The sequence below is a fragment of the Borreliella carolinensis genome (assembly GCF_032595855.2).
Classification (GTDB): domain Bacteria; phylum Spirochaetota; class Spirochaetia; order Borreliales; family Borreliaceae; genus Borreliella; species Borreliella carolinensis.
Map to the genome: position 1 here is coordinate 1 of NZ_CP179464.1, position 19,107 is coordinate 19,107.

29 protein-coding genes are annotated in these 19,107 nt (G+C 30.6%); 28 read left to right on the forward strand and 1 reads right to left on the reverse strand.

Features of this window, described 5'->3' with window-relative positions; translation table 11 throughout:
* The first annotated feature begins 65 nt into the window (after positions 1-65).
* The 28 genes from QIA46_RS06565 (at position 66) to QIA46_RS06700 (ending at position 17,870) form a co-directional block, all read left to right on the forward strand.
* On the forward strand, positions 66-1,289 hold the full coding sequence (locus QIA46_RS06565) for a phage portal protein (protein WP_418906111.1): 1,224 nt from the start codon (positions 66-68) through the stop codon (positions 1,287-1,289).
* Positions 1,290-1,305: 16 nt separating this feature from the next.
* Positions 1,306-1,998: a DUF1357 domain-containing protein gene (locus QIA46_RS06570; RefSeq protein ID WP_418885258.1), complete on the forward strand. Its 693-nt coding sequence runs from the start codon at positions 1,306-1,308 to the stop codon at positions 1,996-1,998.
* A gap of 11 nt (positions 1,999-2,009) precedes the next feature.
* Complete coding sequence (locus QIA46_RS06575; RefSeq protein ID WP_418905929.1) at positions 2,010-2,567, forward strand: DUF228 domain-containing protein; 558 nt, start codon at positions 2,010-2,012, stop codon at positions 2,565-2,567.
* Positions 2,568-2,573: 6 nt separating this feature from the next.
* The gene (locus QIA46_RS06580) at positions 2,574-3,338 is read left to right on the forward strand and encodes a DUF228 domain-containing protein (protein WP_418905930.1); all 765 of its coding nucleotides are present in this window, start codon (positions 2,574-2,576) and stop codon (positions 3,336-3,338) included.
* Positions 3,339-3,367: 29 nt separating this feature from the next.
* On the forward strand, positions 3,368-3,940 hold the full coding sequence (locus tag QIA46_RS06585) for a DUF228 domain-containing protein (RefSeq protein WP_418885365.1): 573 nt from the start codon (positions 3,368-3,370) through the stop codon (positions 3,938-3,940).
* A gap of 21 nt (positions 3,941-3,961) precedes the next feature.
* Positions 3,962-4,921: a hypothetical protein gene (locus QIA46_RS06590; RefSeq protein WP_418906112.1), complete on the forward strand. Its 960-nt coding sequence runs from the start codon at positions 3,962-3,964 to the stop codon at positions 4,919-4,921.
* A 19-nt stretch (positions 4,922-4,940) separates the two neighbouring features.
* Complete coding sequence (locus QIA46_RS06595) at positions 4,941-5,396, forward strand: DUF3890 domain-containing protein (protein ID WP_418905994.1); 456 nt, start codon at positions 4,941-4,943, stop codon at positions 5,394-5,396.
* Entirely contained in the window at positions 5,396-5,779 is a 384-nt protein-coding gene (locus QIA46_RS06600) for a DUF1506 family protein (RefSeq protein ID WP_418885264.1), read from the forward strand. Before QIA46_RS06595 ends, QIA46_RS06600 begins: the two co-directional genes overlap by 1 nt.
* Positions 5,767-6,156 (forward strand): hypothetical protein, encoded by a 390-nt coding sequence (locus QIA46_RS06605; RefSeq protein WP_418905995.1) that lies wholly within the window; start codon positions 5,767-5,769, stop codon positions 6,154-6,156. Before QIA46_RS06600 ends, QIA46_RS06605 begins: the two co-directional genes overlap by 13 nt.
* Entirely contained in the window at positions 6,153-6,722 is a 570-nt protein-coding gene (locus QIA46_RS06610; RefSeq protein ID WP_418905967.1) for a DUF764 family protein, read from the forward strand. The genes QIA46_RS06605 and QIA46_RS06610 overlap by 4 nt, the downstream gene beginning before the upstream one ends.
* Complete coding sequence (locus tag QIA46_RS06615) at positions 6,703-7,815, forward strand: DUF787 family protein (RefSeq protein ID WP_418906113.1); 1,113 nt, start codon at positions 6,703-6,705, stop codon at positions 7,813-7,815. Before QIA46_RS06610 ends, QIA46_RS06615 begins: the two co-directional genes overlap by 20 nt.
* Positions 7,816-7,827: 12 nt before the next feature.
* Positions 7,828-8,256, forward strand: coding sequence for a DUF1463 domain-containing protein (locus QIA46_RS06620; protein ID WP_010256310.1), 429 nt, complete (start codon positions 7,828-7,830; stop codon positions 8,254-8,256).
* A gap of 15 nt (positions 8,257-8,271) precedes the next feature.
* Positions 8,272-8,727: a DUF1473 family protein gene (locus QIA46_RS06625; protein ID WP_418906114.1), complete on the forward strand. Its 456-nt coding sequence runs from the start codon at positions 8,272-8,274 to the stop codon at positions 8,725-8,727.
* A complete protein-coding gene (locus QIA46_RS06630) occupies positions 8,724-8,960 on the forward strand; it encodes a DUF1322 family protein (protein WP_075552633.1) in 237 nt (78 codons plus the stop codon). The genes QIA46_RS06625 and QIA46_RS06630 overlap by 4 nt, the downstream gene beginning before the upstream one ends.
* Positions 8,961-8,967: 7 nt before the next feature.
* Entirely contained in the window at positions 8,968-10,299 is a 1,332-nt protein-coding gene (locus tag QIA46_RS06635; RefSeq protein WP_418906069.1) for a DUF759 family protein, read from the forward strand.
* A 12-nt stretch (positions 10,300-10,311) separates the two neighbouring features.
* Positions 10,312-10,953, forward strand: coding sequence for a DUF792 family protein (locus tag QIA46_RS06640; RefSeq protein ID WP_418906115.1), 642 nt, complete (start codon positions 10,312-10,314; stop codon positions 10,951-10,953).
* 3 nt (positions 10,954-10,956) lie between these two features.
* Positions 10,957-11,898: a DUF693 family protein gene (locus QIA46_RS06645; protein ID WP_418905910.1), complete on the forward strand. Its 942-nt coding sequence runs from the start codon at positions 10,957-10,959 to the stop codon at positions 11,896-11,898.
* 24 nt (positions 11,899-11,922) lie between these two features.
* Entirely contained in the window at positions 11,923-12,468 is a 546-nt protein-coding gene (locus QIA46_RS06650) for a DUF777 family protein (RefSeq protein WP_418906116.1), read from the forward strand.
* A 29-nt stretch (positions 12,469-12,497) separates the two neighbouring features.
* Complete coding sequence (locus QIA46_RS06655; protein WP_418905911.1) at positions 12,498-12,830, forward strand: DUF2634 domain-containing protein; 333 nt, start codon at positions 12,498-12,500, stop codon at positions 12,828-12,830.
* Positions 12,827-13,705 (forward strand): DUF276 domain-containing protein, encoded by an 879-nt coding sequence (locus QIA46_RS06660; protein ID WP_418905974.1) that lies wholly within the window; start codon positions 12,827-12,829, stop codon positions 13,703-13,705. The genes QIA46_RS06655 and QIA46_RS06660 overlap by 4 nt, the downstream gene beginning before the upstream one ends.
* 5 nt (positions 13,706-13,710) lie before the next feature.
* On the forward strand, positions 13,711-14,316 hold the full coding sequence (locus QIA46_RS06665; protein ID WP_418906117.1) for a DUF735 family protein: 606 nt from the start codon (positions 13,711-13,713) through the stop codon (positions 14,314-14,316).
* 9 nt (positions 14,317-14,325) lie between these two features.
* Positions 14,326-15,144: a DUF685 domain-containing protein gene (locus tag QIA46_RS06670; RefSeq protein ID WP_418905912.1), complete on the forward strand. Its 819-nt coding sequence runs from the start codon at positions 14,326-14,328 to the stop codon at positions 15,142-15,144.
* A gap of 77 nt (positions 15,145-15,221) precedes the next feature.
* Positions 15,222-15,425 (forward strand): BlyA family holin, encoded by a 204-nt coding sequence (locus tag QIA46_RS06675; protein WP_418905944.1) that lies wholly within the window; start codon positions 15,222-15,224, stop codon positions 15,423-15,425.
* Positions 15,426-15,428: 3 nt separating this feature from the next.
* Positions 15,429-15,785, forward strand: a complete 357-nt coding sequence (locus QIA46_RS06680; RefSeq protein WP_418905978.1) for a BlyB family putative holin accessory protein — start codon at positions 15,429-15,431, stop codon at positions 15,783-15,785.
* Entirely contained in the window at positions 15,766-16,101 is a 336-nt protein-coding gene (locus QIA46_RS06685; RefSeq protein ID WP_418906094.1) for a BlyB family putative holin accessory protein, read from the forward strand. The genes QIA46_RS06680 and QIA46_RS06685 overlap by 20 nt, the downstream gene beginning before the upstream one ends.
* On the forward strand, positions 16,094-16,447 hold the full coding sequence (locus tag QIA46_RS06690; protein WP_418906095.1) for a BBA14 family lipoprotein: 354 nt from the start codon (positions 16,094-16,096) through the stop codon (positions 16,445-16,447). Before QIA46_RS06685 ends, QIA46_RS06690 begins: the two co-directional genes overlap by 8 nt.
* Positions 16,448-16,550: 103 nt before the next feature.
* A complete protein-coding gene (gene bdr, locus QIA46_RS06695; protein WP_418906096.1) occupies positions 16,551-17,321 on the forward strand; it encodes a Bdr family repetitive protein in 771 nt (256 codons plus the stop codon).
* A gap of 105 nt (positions 17,322-17,426) precedes the next feature.
* Positions 17,427-17,870 carry an Mlp family lipoprotein gene (locus QIA46_RS06700; protein WP_418906097.1) on the forward strand — a complete coding sequence of 148 codons (444 nt, stop codon included), beginning with the start codon at positions 17,427-17,429 and terminating at the stop codon, positions 17,868-17,870.
* Positions 17,871-17,909: 39 nt separating this feature from the next.
* Here the strand turns inward: QIA46_RS06700 and QIA46_RS06705 are convergent, their stop codons facing one another.
* Positions 17,910-18,911 carry an ERF family protein gene (locus QIA46_RS06705; protein ID WP_418906098.1) on the reverse strand — a complete coding sequence of 334 codons (1,002 nt, stop codon included), beginning with the start codon at positions 18,909-18,911 and terminating at the stop codon, positions 17,910-17,912.
* Positions 18,912-19,107: the final 196 nt, after the last annotated feature.

Consider the following 19,107-nt stretch of genomic DNA (forward strand, 5'->3'; position numbering starts at 1 on the left):
ATTTTATTGACAAAAATAATAGTTTTTGCTATCATACACCTAATTTAATAAAGAGAAGTAAAACGGTGTGTGATTTAAGAAAAACAAAATTAATAGATAAAATAAGTTCACTAGAACTATATAAATACTCAATATTTTTTAGGAATTATATAGAAAATGTAGCAGAAGATTGTCTCAAGAACGGACTTGTTCTTGAGAGTTCTGACCGCAATGTTAGTGAAATTGAACTTGATAGGTTAAAGGTACAGCTTAAGAATGCTCTGCTTAATTGTATAATAAGCTACCGTTTTCATGGGATTGGATATGTTTTAGTAAAAACCAAAGATACCCTAATAGATCTCGAACAACCCGTTAACATAGAATTACCTATTGGTTTTGAATACCTTGATTATGAATATGTAAGAGATTTGGGAGTTGATTTTGATCATATAACCTACAGAGTAAAATCCAGCAATAAGAACAATTCTTTAGACGCAGTTAAAATACATAAAAGTCGACTTATCATATATGAAAACTTTGATTATATCTTAAAAAGATATGTTCCGTGTTATACAGAAAGCTTTTTGCTAGATATTTATTTATTTGAAAAGATATACGTTGAAATAGAAAAACGTATTGAAAACCACAATTTTTTGTTTTACAAAGATGAATCTTTAGTGCAGCTACAAGACGCACTCTCTAGTGCAACAACTTCTTTAAGTGCACTTACTCAAGGCAATAATGATAGAGGAAGTGGCATTTTATCTTCTTTTTTAAGAAAACAAAATTCAAACAATCATAGTAAAGATATTTCTAATTTACGTAGTCTTAATGACTCATTGGCGCAGGAACTTGCTAGGTTAAAAAGCAATCTAAATAATGAGGGAATGTTTTATACAGCTACTCCGAGTGCTAGTTTAGAGGTTATTAAATACGATCTTAGCTATTTAAAGGAGGCTTTAGCATTAATTAAGGCAAAAATTGGTGCAGATACTAAAGAACCCCTAACTAGAAGTTTTAATGAGCAGGCTAAAGGGCTAGGAAATGATGGTAAAGGAGATAGGAGCAATTATTACGATTTTCTAAAAGGTGTACAAGAACAAGTTGAGAATTCTTGTAATTTAAAGCTTACAAAGTATTTCGGGCTTGATATGAAGTTTAATTCACTGATTATGTTAAGTGAAGAAGAAAAAGTAGAAAGAGATATAAAGCTAATTGAGCTTTACAGTAAATATAACCAGCTTATACAAAGTAGCTCATTTAATAATGAGGAGCTAGCGATTTTAAAAGAGAAATTATTCTCATTTTGAGAAAAGGAGTTAAAAGATGACAGAGAAAGAGGAAAAAGAAGACCTGCAAGCACAAGATAAAGAAGAACAGCAAAATAAGGCTGATACTAAAGTTATCAGTGCGCAGGAATTTGAAGAGTACATGCGCTTTAAAGAACAAGCAAACAGTAAATCTAAAGAGACAAGCCGAGATTTAAGTATAAATGAGCGAATAACAAAAGAACTTGCAGAAGTTGAAGAACGAGAGCGTATTGAAAAGCAATTGTTGCTAGAGGCAGAGAGAATTAATGAAATTGATACACTTGCAAAAGCGCATCTTAGCAACCATTTTAACAAGGAAGTGTTACTTGCAAAAGGATACACATTAAAAGATATTATGCAGGCACAACGTAGAGAGCTTGTGCGCAAGTTTGTTCCAATTGAGCAAATTAAAGCTATTGCTAAAGCGTCAGATATAAGTCATATCGATGGTGAAATACTAGAACAACTTGTTTCTTTAGCAAAAGTGAATATTAAATTAAGAAAAAATGCGAGTAGTAATTCTTCTTCTGTTGACTCTATTAAGGGGAATATTATTGCCAAATCAGAAGAAAGAGCAAGTTTGCTTGATTCTAATTTTGTACCAATTAATTTTACAGAATTTGTACAAGCGATAAGTAATACATACAAGCAAAGACGAATTCAATTTTATGAAAATCTAAAAAGACATAAAAGAACAAGTATTGCTTAAAGGAGTTTTTAATGAGTGATATAACAAAAATCAAACAAGAGTTTGATAAAAAAGTTGCAGAAATTCAAGCATTAATGAAAAATCCCCAACAAGACGCGGGGCTACTTAGTAATTCTATTGAATTTAGAGACCAAAATCTAATTTTTTCTAATTCTGGTGGAGTGTGTACCAGCAGTAAGGACAAAATAGAAAATTATCCTGCTAAAGGGTATCCGTACAAGCGAGGAGTAAAACTTAGTTTTGGAGACGGAACAACCGAACTAGAAGTTGAGGCTGGTGGTGGAGATGATTTATATGGGGTGTGTTCAGATATAGATGAGTTTAGTGGTATGGCAACTGTAATACCAATTACGAATAACTTTACAGGATATTTAACACTTAAGAAGGATGGACAAAATAGTGTAAATCCAGGAGATAAATTAAATTTTAACCAACATGGAGAACTGGAAAAGGCTACAGGGGGTCAAAAGACTGTTAATGCAATAGCACTTTCAAAAGCACATAAATTAACCGAGGAATTATTTATAGTGCTTGCTAGTGTATTTGGGAATAGAGCAATAAAAGGGTAATAAAATATGGCGTTAAAAGGTAACGTGCAAGTAGAAAATCTTGAGGCTGTTGATAACCCGCAGTTAGATTTAGGGGCACAAGTTTCCGCTGCTCCTAGAGCTAAACGGCAAGCAAGACAAGCTGAGGATGCACAAGGGGAAGATCCATATTTGGAGGCAATTAACGAGCTTGATGATGTCCTTTTGAAATTCAAGAAATATGTAAAATCGATGAGTTCAATTGAAAATAAAGTTTTTGGCGGTTTAAGTAGTTGTTTTAAATCCAAGAATGAGCGAGTTGATGCATATTCATTTGCATGTTCAAGTTATACAGACAAGATAGAGGAATACCTTTACGACCCAGCGAATAGTTTTCCATACAAGCGTGGGGTTAAACTTGTTCCAAAAGAGAACTCTATATATGTAGAAGTTGGAGCTGATACTGATATGTATGGGATATGTGTAGATGTATGTGAGTTTAGTTGTACTGCGTATGTATTGCCAATTACTAACAATTTTGAAGGGTATCTTGTTACAAGAAATCCAAGTATAAAAATAGGAGAAATACTAGACATAAATAATAACGGAGTTATTATCAAGGCTGGAGGTGGGCCACCAACCGCAATTAATATATATGCTCTATCTGATTCATTTACAATCAATTTTGCACCCGAAGATAAAAATCAAGATCAAAATAGATATCCTAGGCAAGAATATTCTATTAATTTTATAAAAGTTGCAATTTTTGGAAATAGAGGCCTTGAGAAAATAGTAATACCTGATGGTGGTTAAATCTTAATCGAATAAAAGGAGGTAAATAAATGGGAGATACAACGCAATTAGTAAAAGAGTATCAAGAGAAAAGAAGTAAACTGGAAAAGTTTATGAAAAATCCCCAACATGACGCTGGTTTTATTAGCAATTCTAATGAATTTAGAGACAAAAATGTGAAATTTTTTGCTTCTGGAGGCACTAGAACTAGTAAGTTTGATAAATTGGAAAATCATCCATTTTTAGGATATCCATACAAGCGTGGAGTAAAAAGAGTTATTCAAGAAGCACAAGATAATCATAGTCACTACGAACCTCATGTTGAGGCTGGTGGAGGTGAGGACTTATATGGAATATGCATTGATATAGATGAGTTTAGTAAAACAGCTACTATTGTGCCAATTACCAATAATTTTGAGGGCTACTTAGTGGCAAAAGATTCTACGGTTAAAGTAAAAGACAAACTTATTTTTAATAAAGACGGTGCCCTTGAAAAGGTTACTGGAGCGGCAAATAAAACGGCTATTAATGCAACAGCATTGTCTGATGCAAAGCAAATTAGTAATGAGGTTTATTTAGTAAAAGTAGCTGTATTTGGAAATAAAGCTATGAGTAGAAATTAATAATATTTAGGAGGATTTAATATGGAATTATTTGATGAAAATTATTATGCAAAAGCTGTTGCGAATATTATAGGAGAAGTTAAAGATCCTATTATGTATAAATGGTTTTCACCTGATCAAATTGAAGATGTTGATCTACAAATGGGATATCAAAAAACCGTAAAATGGGACGCGTTTTTAAATGCTAATCCTACAACAATTGCCAATGAGGTTAATACTATTTCAACTATTGGATTTAGTTCTGAAGTGGTAAGGCTTAATTATTTGAAATTACAATACAAATTTAGACATTTAAAGCAGACTTCTGAGAAATTTTATACTTCAGACTCATACATTGGAGACATTAATAACAATTTACTTCCTTTTGCTCAAGCGTATAAGCTTGCAAGTAGTGAAATTATCAAACTTATTAATCACTTTGTACTAACTGGGACTGTTTCGATTCAAAAAGACGGGAAAAATCAAAAACGCCTACTTCCCAATATGTATGGACTACTTAATATGCCCGAGCAGATAAAAGAAGAAGTTCAAAGTGGTGATAAAGATAAAATGGATAAAATCTTTGAAAAAATTGAGGCTGGACTTTCAAAGTTAGAACTAGGAGACGAATTTTCCACACCGATGATGGTAATAGTTGACCCAGCAACGTCACTTAAACTAGTAAAACCATACGCAGCATCACAGGGTGCAGCAAGTAGTTGTGAAAAATGGGAAGATGTTTTAATTCAAACTATTAAGGCTATTAATAATAGAGAAGATGTTTACATTGAAACTTCAAACTTGCTAAAACATAAAATACTCATTTATCCACTAAATTCAGAACTTATTAAATTTAAACCTAGCAAGTATATGCTACCTACACCAAATGAACAAGTTGATAAAGACTCAACTGATATAGCTCATTCATACATTGATTTTGTTTTAGGCGGGTTACTTGCTACTAGAAAAACTATTTTGCAAGTCAACATAAAGCAAAGTTAAAAGTATAAGGTAAGTGAAAATGAGTGAACAAGAAAACTTACAAGCACAAGCTGAGGGAGAAGAAGAACTTTTAGTAACAAAACTTCATTCAGAAGTGGTGTTGTTATTAGGAATAGACAAATTTGCACTAAGCCGGCAAGATTTTCTACTTCATTTATCCTTACTTCAAGCTATTCTAGTAACACGCGGTATTGATGCAAGTTCACTGACATATGAACAAATATTTTTACTTACTTTCTACCATATGGGTTGTCAATTAAGAAAGCAAGGAGTTGTTCGAGAATTTGAATTTGATAGGATCAAAAAAGAGAAATTCAATGAACTTGAACTTGATTATTATCCTAGCAGTAGTGGGAGCGAAGAAGGTGGTGAGGGGAGTTGTGGATCAAACAAAAATTTTTGTTCACAACTTGATGCATTTTTAGAAAAACTAAAAAGAGAAACTTCAACGCCATCTTGTGTGGGGGTTGTCTAATGAATGGTGTTAGAAAAAGACTTTCAGATATGTCTTTCCGCATGATCAACGTATTTAAAGACCCACAACCCTTAAAGTTTTATAAAGGCGATATTGTAAAGCTTGAAAATGATTCTTCTTATCAGAGAGTATTTGATAAAAATAAATACACTGAATTTGCAGGAGTTATTATTGACATAAGGCCACAAGAACTTGCAATGCTTTATGATTCGGATATGTCTGATATTCAAGGGTATTCCAAACTTTACACATATCAAGACCTTAACTTTGAGCTTAAAGACCGAATATCAATTGCAGATTTAGTTTACTTTGAAATATTTAGTATTGACTCTTCAATCGGATACTTCACATTAGTTTTAAAGGAGTTTATATGGACAAGCTAAAATTTAAACTGGAATTGGAAATTGGGTGGTTTGGTGGTCGTGCAGGGATTGCTAGAATGCATGAAAAAGGGAGCAGCAATTTACCTGCAAGAAAACATTTAACCAAAATTGCTAGTAGTAATGAGTTTAGAGAATATATCAACAATAGTTATATAAATTCCAAGTTTAATCTTGACCCTAAATCGGGAATGGAGGCTATTGGACAAGCTTTTATAAGGTACTATGAAAATTATCTATTATCAGCACAAGTCACTCCAGCCTTAAAGGCTAATACAATTAAAAGCAAGCATAAAAGGGGGAGTAACACTGCAGCAATTCCACTTGTTGATACATCCAAAATGTTGTCAGAGATTACTTATAAGGTAGCACTTGAATGATTTTAACTTTAGATATGGTATTAAATCATTTAACTCAAATATTTAAAGGGTTTAAGACGTATGCAACTGAAAATAATTTTGAGTGCGACATCATAAATACTTACAATCATCCGTACCTTTCAAAAATCACAGCTGCTAGCTCAAATATAATAGCATTGAAATTTGATGGCACAGAACATCTATTTGAACATAATTCTAGAGTCGGCGCATTTTATGAGAATGCTTTGGAATTTAGTGTAAATTTTCAAATATATATTATTGCGATAGTGTTAAACGCTCAAGATTTTGACGCTAATTCACGCATGTTAATGCTTTATGGTATGCTTAGTAATTTTCTACATAATAAAGCCCATAAGTATACTTTGGAAAGTCAATCACAACCCGAATATATTAGTAAAATTAATTTCTACATTTACCCAACATCTAATATGCAAACAGTTGGGCTAATTAATTTAGGCACAAAATATAGCAACCATGCATACAGTGCATCTATAGCATTTAATGCTAGTGTAAAAGCAATTGAAATTTTAAAGGAGGAATACGAAATTGCCGCAAGATACAATTAGTGTAAGTTTTATTGATTCTAGAATTCAAGCTAGTAGGCCCAATTATTATAATCCACTTTTGGTTTACAAAACAGCTAAAATCAAAGTTAATAAAGATGCTGCTAACTTTATAACATTGAATTTAACCGTTAATAACTATGAAAAACAAATTGAAACTTTGGAAAAAGATAATGGGAATGGACAAGATCAGTTTGGAAAAGAAAAAACACTGCTTAAAACCGCAATGTCTAATTTTTTCAATTCAAACGAAGAATCATTAAAAGCAACCGATCTTTTCATTTATAAAGATAAGCCTGAAGAGCTAAAAAATTATCTTAAAGTACATAGGCACACTTTTGTTGTACTTATTAACACTGAGGGGGATGCGTCAGATGATGGACTTAAAATTTACAAAGATGACTATGCTAAATTCAAAATGCCTTCAACTTTTTTTGTATTCTCAACTAAAGAACAAGAAATAAAAGAACTATTTAAAGATAAAAGCAATACTGAAAAAGAAAGAAATATCGTTGTTTACAGTAACAATAAAGACAACCTACACCTTAAATTTATAAGTCAATATTTGAATCAAGCAAGTATTTTTCATTCTGTAAATCCTTATGGTATGTCACTAGCTGCTAAACCGCTTGTTGACGACACTGTAATTAACAAGTTGCGAACTGCAAAAATTAACTTTTATTCACTTCTTAATGAAACTGGACTTGATGGTATGCCCGCCTTTAAAGAGGGTGTCGATCTAGCTGGAAGTGCAATAGATGAACAGTTTACATATCATTATATAAAAAATGAAGCGATTATTGAGCTTATTAGAATTTGGAATAAAAACAATAGACAAAACAGCAAACTATCTGCACTACAACTTAGTGGGGCTAGAGATAATGCATATACTTCAGCAATTGAGTGTTTACTTAAAAGGTTTATAGATAGGGGGCTGATTATACAGTATAAAAATTTAAGTCTTACTCTTTCTCCTACACCACAACTTAAATTAGAACTTAGTGTGAATATTACTTATAACTTTAGCATTAATGCTGTTGCTTTAGTAATTACTACTCAAGATATAGTTGATTATCAAAATAGTTTAAGTGCTTAAAAGGGGGTTAAAATGCAATTTTATGATTTAAGAGAAGTTTATTTTTCAATTGGTGGTACGCAGTTACATAGTGGCAAACTAGAGCTTACAAGCGAACCCACAACAAGAGCAGTGATTAGTAGTGAAGATAAAGGTATGCCTGTAATAAGCTTAAGAGATCCCAAAACGATAACTTATGTTTTCAACATTGAAGTGACACTGGGTAGTCATGATTACATTTTGTTAACTGAACTTTCTGATGAACAGTTTTACAACATGGATGTGAGAAAAGAGGATAAAATGCTTGATTTAGCATTCAATGACAGAATTGCTACCAAAATTATTTCTAACTATGCAATTTTTACTGAAGAGCCTTCAAGAAGTTATTCTGCTGAGGCTGAAAAAGTATCTTTTGAAATTAGGGCTATTAATTGCCAAAAAACTAAACCAAACAACACTTAAAAGGAGATTCTTATTATGATAATGAGATATAAAATGAAAATTTTAACTAAAAACAAAACTTATGAATATCCATTGAGAGTACTTCCGGTCTATGAATGGGATAGAGTACTGGGATTTAATCAAAGTGACGCTGTTTTAAAGCTTAATGAAGTTAAATACTTAAGAGAAATTACAAGCTTAATGATAAGTCCAAAATTTTTAGACGAATTCTATGTGATTTTGGATCAAAATAGAGAATTTATCTCTTATTATAAAGATTATCTTGTTGCAATAATTTACACTGCACAATTTAATACTTTTCATTTAGACAATGATCTAAAAACCCCCGCTTTGGTTTTTCTAAGTGAATATGAAAATAATGTTGGTGATTTTGTTACTTTTGACTATATCAATGAAAACTTTGATTATGAAAAAGTAGCCACTTCGCTTTCATCAAGTACATCAAATTCTAATGAGCTGGCTGCTAAATGAGCAAAAGAAATAGAGATATTGATAAAGCTATTGCAAGTCTTAATGAGACTAGAAAAAAGTATTTTAACTTGCTTGACGAGATTAAGAACGATAAATACTATTTTCCAGTAATTATGAATATTTGCTCATATGATGATGTAAAGAAATTGCCTTATGACGAGCTTTTAGAGGTAAATAGACTTGCTGATATTAAATTAGAAAAAGAATTGTATGAGTTAATTCTAGGGAAGTGAGGGCTCAATGAGCGACAAATTCACTATTAAATTTAAGGGTATTCTTGATCATGCTGCAACAAAAAAGGCTATCGAACAAGATATTTCCAAAATGGAGAAATATCTTAAACCCAAAAAATCTAGTTTGGGGAGTACTAAAGATATTGTAAAGAATAATTTGTCGGACAAGAAAAAAGAACTTAACAGACAATCTAAATTTGAAAGCTTAAGAGAACGTGTTGAGAAATATAGACTTACACAAACTAAAAAGCTTATGAAACAGGGCATGGGTTTTGAGAAAGCAAGAAAAGAAGCTTTCAAAAGATCTTTAATGTCTGATAGAGACAAAAGACGTCTTGAATATAAAGAACTTGCAAAAGAATCAAAAGCAAAAAGTAAAATGCTAGCAGCCTCTCAAGGAAAAGGACTTGTTGCCAAAATTGCAATAGGTAGTGCTCTGGGAAATGTCATTGGCAACGCTGTAAGTAAAGTTGGTGGCGGGCTTATTGGATTTATGTATGGATTTGCTAAAAAAGCAGTTGAAAATAAATCTAAAGAAGAACAACTAAAACAACTTAATAAAGTGTTTTACAGTGAAAAAGAACGTGAAAATATTTTGGGTGCTATTAAGGGAATGAAAGGATTTGAGCGGAAATTAGAACAACAAGATTTTCTGCGAACAGCAAGTGTGCTTAAAGGCCATATCAGAGAATTAAAACTTAATGATGAAGAGGGAGAGAATGTATTAAATGCAACAAAACTAGCAGCTATGTTTAGAAGCACAGGGCTTGTTGGTGATAACGAAAGTGCTGTTGAAGTTGTTTCAAAAATACTTAAAGGGAAACTTACAGAAGCTTTTAATATATTGAAACCCATAGACAAATTTGGAAAAAAATATCTAGAAACCATGAAAAACAGGTTAGAGTTTCTAACTCAAGAGGGAGGGAAAAAAAAGCTAAGGCCAGAGATAATTGCAGACTTATTAAAAGATATATCATCTTTAAATATAATGGGTCATTCTGATGAAGTTGCTAGAGCTAAAAGCAATTTAGCTAAAATAGAGCAAAATCTTGAAGACGTAACTAATAATGTTTTGATGCCAGTAATTGGCAAAATTTCTGGTATTCTTGAAAAGATTATGAACCTTAATTTTAAACAAATCTTAAAAGATATCGTTGATGCCATAACAGGCGGTATAAAGGGTGCTTTTGACGGAATAAAAAACATTGGCAGCTCATTATATAATACCGGTAGTAATTTAGTTAGTAATATTGGGTACTACGCGAATCCTTTTAATTGGTGGCCATGGGGAAATAACAACAATAGCCCCGGGGGGGATGATTTAGGCAATTTTAACTAAAAAGGAAATTCTATGGATATTAAAAATGAAAATATTATCAATAATAATATTGCAAAGAAAAAATTCGAAGAAAAAATCAAAGATTTTGAAAAGAAAGAATTCAGGGAAATTACTCGAATAATAAGAGATGTAATAACCCAAATATTTGCTCTTTTCGGAGCAGATAATTTTTTAGTGTTATTCCCAAGAATGGATTTAAAAGGTTTTGGATATGTTCCTCAATTGTTTTTTATAAAACCAAAAACCGAACTCATAACACGCACTTATAATACTAGTTGTTCTAAAAGACCGGTTATTAACTATTATGATAGAAAAGCAGAATATGTAAGCTACAATCCAGTAATGACTGGTGAAAATATATCATTAAACGGTGGAATACTAACCTCCTTATATAAGGATATGCTTTCTCTACTCAAAATGACTGTTTTTGGCAATACTATGTTACGTTTTGACGCTAATCTTGCAAAAGAACAACTGGCCAATAGAATACAAGCTCAAGTTCCCTTTAGTATCTACAGTCCAACTTTTGGCCTTAAAGAATTAGCTGTAATTACAAGTCTTTCGTTTAAGGATACTCCTTTCATTGATGAGGTTGAAGTTGGTCTATCAATGGAAGTAGTAAAAACATTTGAATTGGAAAAATATAAAGGATAAAAAATGCTGCTACTACAATATGATTTTAAAATTGAATTTTACAAAGCAAAACAATCCTTAGAAAAGGATACAAGTTCTGGAGATTCTTTAATTGAAGAAACTCCTAAAATTATAATAAATACGCAACATGGAATTCATATTGATATTACCATATCTAATGAGTTTTCAAATTATAATTTTGTAAAATCTAAACGAACAAAAATTGTACTTTGGAATTTGCCCCTAGACTTCACCAACGACATTGAAGTAGGAGATATAGTAAAAATACGCTATAAAAAATTTGCTCATGAAAAAAATTTTGATTTCATAATGTCGGGTTATTTGGGAACTCCTATGAGTACTGATTATCCTGGTGGTGATTTTAGTGTTGAGCTTGACGTTCGGTTAGCGGTTAGTAGCAACTTCTTTGATCGAAAATTAGAGAACAAAAACTTTAAGGGAAAAACGGTGCAAGAGGCCATAGAATCTGTATTTCCTAATCGCAATATTATTAATATGGGAAAAGAAGATCGTCTTAAAATCATTGAAAAAGATATTTATGCCACAACACCAAAAGAATTTGTTGACAAAATAAAAGGAATATATATTCATGACGTAATAGCTGATGTTGGTGGTGACAGTTTTGATGTTGAATGTAATTTTATATTTACTAATGATAGAACAATTGAAGCAGATGAAAATTACAAGGCTTTAGAAGATTATGGACTTGAATTCATACCACAACAAGAAATTGCTATTGAGGGTGAATACCATATAAGACGTGTATATTGGAACGCACAAACATTTTACACACATAAACTAAAAATTGGCGATAAGGTTTCATTTATTGATGGATTAGGAAAAATGATAAAAACCACCATAAAAGAAACCAGCGCAAGACTTAGCAACGCAGGAGAGTGTTCATTAATACTTAAATTAAAGGATGATTCTGATGGTTCTGATTAAATGTAGAAAGTAAAGGGGATTAAAATGACTAAAGACTATAAAATTTATAGAATGAATCAGCGCCTTTATGGTCATGCTTTAGCACAAGAGGACGTTAAAAATTGGATTTATTCAAACATTTTCATAATTAAAATTGGCACTGTAAAGGAGTTTAAACAACAAACTCAAGAGGCTATTGTTACAATACCCGAATTTGAAGATTTAGAAATTCACACAAAAAATATCTCTAATATCGGTTTAGAACTATCAAAAGGTGATTACGTATTGTTACTTCAATCAAGTGTTAATATTTTTGATAAAAATGACGATATCCACTTTGACAAACATCATTTTTATATACTTAGTGCAATTAGCCCAAAGACTTTAAATCTTATCTCTGATACTGTTAAAATTAAAGCAAACAATAAAATTGAAATAGCCAATGAAATAACTTCCTTAAAATCAATTCTAGAGAGTATTGTAAGTGCTATTAATGGAATTACTGTAAAAGGAAAAGCGGTCGTTGACTATGCAAGCTTACAAATAGCAACATCTAGAATTAGCAATAATATTAATAGTTTATTTAAGTAATTTTTGCTAAATATGGTATAATTACTAGTATGGATTTAAGATTAGGCAATAATTTTGAATTGGTATTTAATAACGATTTATCGCTTGTTGATGGGATTGATGAACAAAAACAAAGATTTTTGATATTTTTAAAAACCTTAAGGGGTAGTTTAAGCTATGCTCCTCATTGGGGACTGGATTATTTCTTACTTTTAAAACTGTTAAAAATTAACAATCTTCACGCTGTAAAAAATTATTTTCATGAAATATCTAAAGAACTTAATTTAGATTTAACAGACATTTCAACTACTATACAAGACAACAAAGCACATATATCCTTTTTTTTCTCAGGCGATGTTTTGAATATGGAGTTTAATTTATGAGCATAGTTTTCGATTCTGATTTTGGCATTTTAAAACGGACAATTAAGGATATTGTAAGATCGAAAAGAGAATATTTACGCGTAAATTATGGTATTAATATTGACGATAATCAAAGCTCAATTTATAACATTATTGCGTCTTCTTTAGCATTAATTGAAGAAGAAATAATTAATGAGCTTAATCTCTTTTTTTCTAAAATGAAACCGGGCGGCACCTATTGGGCTGCTATTGAAGAACACATTTCTTCTAAAAGCACAACTTACAGTGCTGTTCGCAATGCCTTACTTAATCTTGAGGGAATTGAGTACACTAATATTAAAAGTGCAGCTGGTAAAGCCAACATATATCTAATTTTAAAGGAAACTTTACTAGACGATAGCAAATCCAACATTAACAGTTCTGAATTTAAAGCAAAACTTTGGGAAACATTATATCTAACAACTCCTAGTGGGACTTTACTTGAGGGAGACATAGAAATTGATGGACTCAATTCAACTGGACAACGCAAATCCTACAAAATATCGCTAGGAAAAAGAAAATATGTTTATATGAAAGTAAAGTATAAACTTGACCTTAAAAACTATCTTTACTTAAACATAGACTCTCAAATTAGGGACATTTATTCTAGGATTATTTCGAATAACTATTCTGATATGGGAATTAGCTTTGAATATCAAGACTTTTTTGCTCCAGTTAATGAAGTTAAAGGAATTAAATTTATGGAAATAAGCGTTTGTATTAAAGACACAGACACTGAAAGTATTTCAAAAATTACTGATAGCGACTTTAATAAAAATCAGGATATTGCCATTAATGATGATACAATACTACTTTTCAATACTACAGATCGATTGCTTATTGACATTGATAGTTAACAAATATGAAAATACCTAATTTATTCAATGTCACTGAAGTTCATAAATTTATAATTACAGAAACCGAGTATGCACAAGCGCTACTTAATGAACTTAAGTTTCTTAATTCTAATTTCATATCCATTAATGCAAAAGAAAATGTAAAATCACGATATATCGCAATATGGATATCTCAAGTTTTATCTATTTTTTATGCAAAAACTCAAACTTTACAAAGTATTACAAGCAATATTAATAGTGTTATTTTTGCTTTACGGCACATTGGTACTGATGAGTCATTTAGACTGATTTTCAGGGCCTTTTTAAATGTAGACATTGAAGTTACTACTCCTGAAGCTGGGGTTATTGATATCTCACTAAAAGGGGTAATAAAAACAAACTTTACCACGTTTATTTCGCCTAGTACTAAAAAGGGAAAACGACTAAAAAAGATAATTCTTAGAGAAAAGAAACCAGGATACGCTGCATCTAAAAAAGCTTTGGTATTTAATTCGCTTCCTAAAGGATATGACCATTCAATTTATGCTTTTATTAAGAGAATTATTCCTATTGGTAGAGTTCTCAAAATTAATAATACAGATGGTAACAATATTATAACTTTTAACAACTAGGGGGGCTTTATGGCTGATGATCAAGATAAATTACTAATTGATGAAGAAGAAACTGTTCAAATAAAAGATTTGAACAGGGTTAAAATCGTTAAAAACAATGATCTTTTACTGCTTGATGATGGGGTTGCAAGTAGCAATGCTATTACCTTTAAAGATTTTTTAGAAACCACTAAAGACAAAACATTTAAAGGGGAAGGATTAAGTTATTTTAAAGAGATAATTAAGTCTACAATCGCAGAAGAGCTTGCAGCCAATACAGATTTTGTAGAAACAATTTACACTAAAATAATAAACAAACTAATTAATAATGACTCTACTAATCTTTCTAGTCTTTATAGAAAAATAAGATCATTCCTTGAAAGTGGCATATCATCTACCACTCTATCTAAAGATGACTATCTTTTAACACTTCGCCCTTTCGGCACTATTGAAAAAACACCCGTTCCCAAACAATTACTAGGCTTACCGTCGCGCTTTACTTACTCTGATTATCTCTATAATACTAGTGGCACTACGCTTTATCCGAGGGAATACGAGGGTAACTCAATAGCTATTAATATGAAAAGATATAATGATGTAACTCTTGTTTGTAATAAAGATCTTGACGATGTACCATCTTACTTTGATATTGATATTGACATAGAACATAGTAAAAATGGAAGTAAATCATTATATCTAAGGTATTCCGACGAAAGTCAAAAAAAACTAGTTTATAAGCATGAGGGGGCCTCTTCAATATCTATTAGAGTTCCCATGTATAAAGGATGGTATATCCAAAAAAGAGCCTACATATCAGGAAATCCTGTCCCAGCTCTTTTTAAACTGTAAATTTTTTTAGCAAAAATTGTGATTTTGGTATATAATATACATATCAAAATAAAAAATTAAAATCGAGGATTGAAAAAATGGATAGTATTAAAATAACCGAACTTCTTATCAATTTAAACGAAATTAAGCTTATAGCAGTAATGATTTTTGCTACAGTACTAATTCTTGGAGTGCTAATTCTTCTAAAGCCCTTACTAAAAGATATATTAACTATATTAATAGGCAAGCTTTTTAGAAATGGCAATGGAAATGGCAATACTCATATCAAAAAAAGAGATTAAATTATGAAATTATCTAAAGATAATCTTGAAATTGGACTTGCGTCTATATCAAACCTTATTGATATATTTTCTAAATTTGAAGATGAATTTGATGAAATTGCACATAAAGGATTCTTTTTGGCTTATGAGCTGTATTCTCATTATAAATTAATCTATACAGCAAATATGGAAAGACTTGAAAGTGCATTGACTCCAGCAATAAATGCAGCACTCGCTCCATTAAATGAAAAAATCAATACGGTTATTGATTTAGTTAATTCTAATGATAAAAATCTCAAAATATCTAAGGATCTAAAATTCAATAAAGACGGAAAACCTATCTACAAAGAGAGAACAAATAATGCAAAAGAACACTATTGAATTAGGACTTAATTTAATATCTAGCTTAACCAACATAGCTAAAACTGATACAAACATAGATCATAATTACATTAATACTTTTAGTAAAGTAATAGATTTTTTCTACAAAACATATATAAGCACACTAAAATCTATGGAAACAGCTGAGTCAACTAAAATATTTGAAGAAATAAAAGATATTTTAAAATACAACATTGAGGTAATAGAGGCTATCTCTACTGACAAAAATAAAAAAATTATCACTTCTCTTAAAGCAACACGTAACAAAATTATGAAAGAATATATCAAAATGCTTAAAAGGAGTGAAAATGCTTAAAAGATTACATTGTTTACTAATTGTTTTGTTGTTATGTTGCACCACTATTGCTAACCTACCAGAAGAGCCAAAACCTCCAATTATTCCAACACTAAAATTTTTAGCTAAATATGAAACACAACTTTCTGAATATGTTATGTACCTTGTAACATTTTTAGCTAAAACAAAAGTGAAAGTTAATGACCCAAATTATCCAGAATATCCTTATCCAGATTTATCAACACTAAAAGACGAACACTCTATACCTGCGGTAAAACATAACATCAAGATATATTTAGAGTACATTAAAAAAGCAAAACCAATAGCGGAAAAAGTATATAATCAATATTCGAAGTTAAAAATGTAAATTAAAAAAAGGTTTTTCTTGCAAGAAATTCCCATTTACATATAAAAATCTCTAAAGCCAATCAATCTAAAATAGTGTATAATATAGTTTAAGGGAAAATATTATGGAAACATTGTCAACAAGCGTTAGCGGCATTAGTCAAGAACAAATATATAAAGAATTTCTTAGACTGGGTATGGAACAACTAATAGCACAAGATTTATCTAAAAGATATTATCACAATGAGCTAACATATAGAGATTTAGAAAATTTAGAAAAACAATTTGATATTAAATTTGATAATCTTGTTTTCAAGATAGATACTGCAGAAAAGAATTTGCAAAAAGATATATCCAATTTAGACATTAAGATAGATACTGCAGAAAAGAATTTGCAAAAAGATATATCCAATTTAGACATTAAGATAGATACTGCAGAAAAGAATTTGCAAAAAGATATATCCAATTTAGACATTAAGATAGATACTGCAGAAAAGAATTTGCAAAAAGATATATCCAATTTAGACATTAAGATAGATACTGCAGAAAAGAATTTGCAAAAAGATATATCCAATTTAGACATTAAGATAGATACTGCAGAAAAGAATTTGCAAAAAGATATATCCAATTTAGACATTAAGATAGATACTGTAGAAAAGAATTTAAACGCTAAAATCGAGAATGTTAAAAGCGAACTTAACACTAAGATTGATACTGTAGAAAAGAATTTAAATCTAAAAATAGATAGCGTTAAAAATGAACTTACTGCCAAAATCGACAATGTAGAAAAGAATTTAATGTCTCTTTCAGAAATGCTTAAATGGGTATTGGGAATTATGGGAGCAATGTCTATAACAATGATAGCGGGGCTAATATTTGCTTTCATTTCCAAATAGCTACCACCTCACTTAAAACATATCAATTCAAATAATAATTGTTTATCCAATATTTAGTATTAATACTTAGTTAAGTGAATATTAATAATAAAAAAAGGAGTAACAATGAAAATCATCAACATATTATTTTGTTTATTTTTACTAATGCTAAACGGCTGTAATTCTAATGATAATGACACTTTAAAAAACAATGCCCAACAAACAAAAAGACGGGGAAAGCGTGACTTAACCCAAAAAGAAACAACACAAGAAAAACCTAAATCTAAAGAAGAACTACTTAGAGAAAAGCTAACTGAAGACCAAAAAACACACCTTGACTGGTTAAAAGAAGCTCTAGAAAGTGAGGGAGAATTTGATAAATTCTTAAAATATGATGAAGACAAAATAAAAGGCGTACTTGATCATATTAAAAAAGAACTTGATAGTTGTACTGGAGATAATGCAAATGATCAGAAAAACACTTTCAAAACCGTAGTCAAAGAATCTCTTAAAGGGGATATAAACAACTTTACAACACAAACAAGTAGTGGCTGCAACAATGGTGGCTAATAGTATAAAATAGCCCCCTATTTGGGGGCTTTAATATTGCTATACTGCAAATATATAATTAAATTGTCTTTCTTTTTTTAACATGCAAAAGAATTTTAATACTTTTGTTTTATAAACGTCTCGATTATCAGACATAAATACTTTAAGCTTATTTAGATCATCAAATCTATTGGTTTTACTGAAATAATCTTTCATAAGACTTACCCAATATTCTATACTCTTAAGCTTGGGATTTTCATCAAGAAGATTATTTAAAGCATCATCATTATCTGTGCATAATGCCCGAATAAGAGCATTTATATTATTTTTTTCTTCACCCGCACTTAACCAATTTTTCATATTAAACAATGCGTCTCTAAAAATTTCATAGCAATAAAGCTTGTCAGTTTTCGACTTTTTATCAAAGTCTTTTATTTGTTCTTGCTTAATGTCTCTTTTCTGGTTTTGAATAGTGTTATTTTTTTGAATTTGATTAATCTCTTGTTTTTGTTCTCTTTTTTGTTCTTGCTTTTGATTAACACTAGCTTGTTTGCTAGGCATAGAATTTCTGTTTTCACAATTATTGTAAATAGGTGCTGCATCAGTATCAACTTCACTTTTTATATGAAGACCTGCAACTAAAGCGTACCTTTTGACATAAGTAATACCTGAACCAAACAGTTGATACACTGTATTTGTAACTTTAGACCCATTTTCATTGGTCCATTGTAAATTTTCTGTAAGCATTGGAGTATCAAATGATTCTTCATATCCAGTGCTTGTACTGTAAAATGTGGTCCTAATAACATGCTCCTTTTGACCATCTACAAATTTAGATATTGGAAATTGCCCAAAATCAAGCTCCAAATTGTGCTTTTCAATAACGTTTTCAATTGCTTCTACTATTTCATTGAAATCCATATATTTGTATCCATATCCTTTAAGACTTTTATCAATCCCTGGTAAATTCATTTTTAGAGTTTTCATATCTTTTCTAAAGCTTATTTTTGCTTGAATATTATTTTGTATTTCTTGATTATTTTTGTTTGAAAGATTTTCCATCTTTTTACTCCTATTATTTGTATTAATAAATATAAGTATATAGCAAAAACTATTTTTGCCAACTTTTTTACAAAAATTTTTGCAAAAAAGAAGTGGGACTTAGCTAAATCCTTTTGCTAAAGAACTTAGTTAAGCTCCCACTATTATTTTCTCAAATTACATTAACAGGTAGTTAAAATTGAAAAATGTTCAAATA